At 37.3% G+C, this 255-nt stretch carries 1 protein-coding gene; it reads left to right on the top strand.

The annotated features are described in order from the left end of the window. A partial coding sequence (locus tag AC1M36_RS28605; protein ID WP_479846530.1) for a DDE-type integrase/transposase/recombinase occupies positions 1–255 on the top strand: 255 nt, incomplete at both ends.

Below are 255 nucleotides of genomic sequence, written 5' to 3'. Positions count from 1 at the left end.
GTGTTATTTATATCGAGCAATTGATAAAGAGGGACAAACACTTGATATTCAACTTCGTCAAAAACGGGACACACAAGCAGCATATGCTTTTATGAAAAGACTTGTTCGAACTTTTGGAGAACCAACGGTTCTGACGACAGATAAGGCCCCTTCTTTAGCTTCCGCATTCAAAAAATTAAAGGAGATAGGTCTTTACAAAAATACCTTTCATCGTACAATCAAGCACCTCAATAATATCATTGAGCAAGATCATCG

The sequence above is a fragment of the Bacillus sp. Medicinal_06 genome (genome assembly GCF_056711665.1).
Note: the sequence above shows the minus strand (reverse complement) of the source record. Positions and strands in the feature narration are given on the sequence as shown.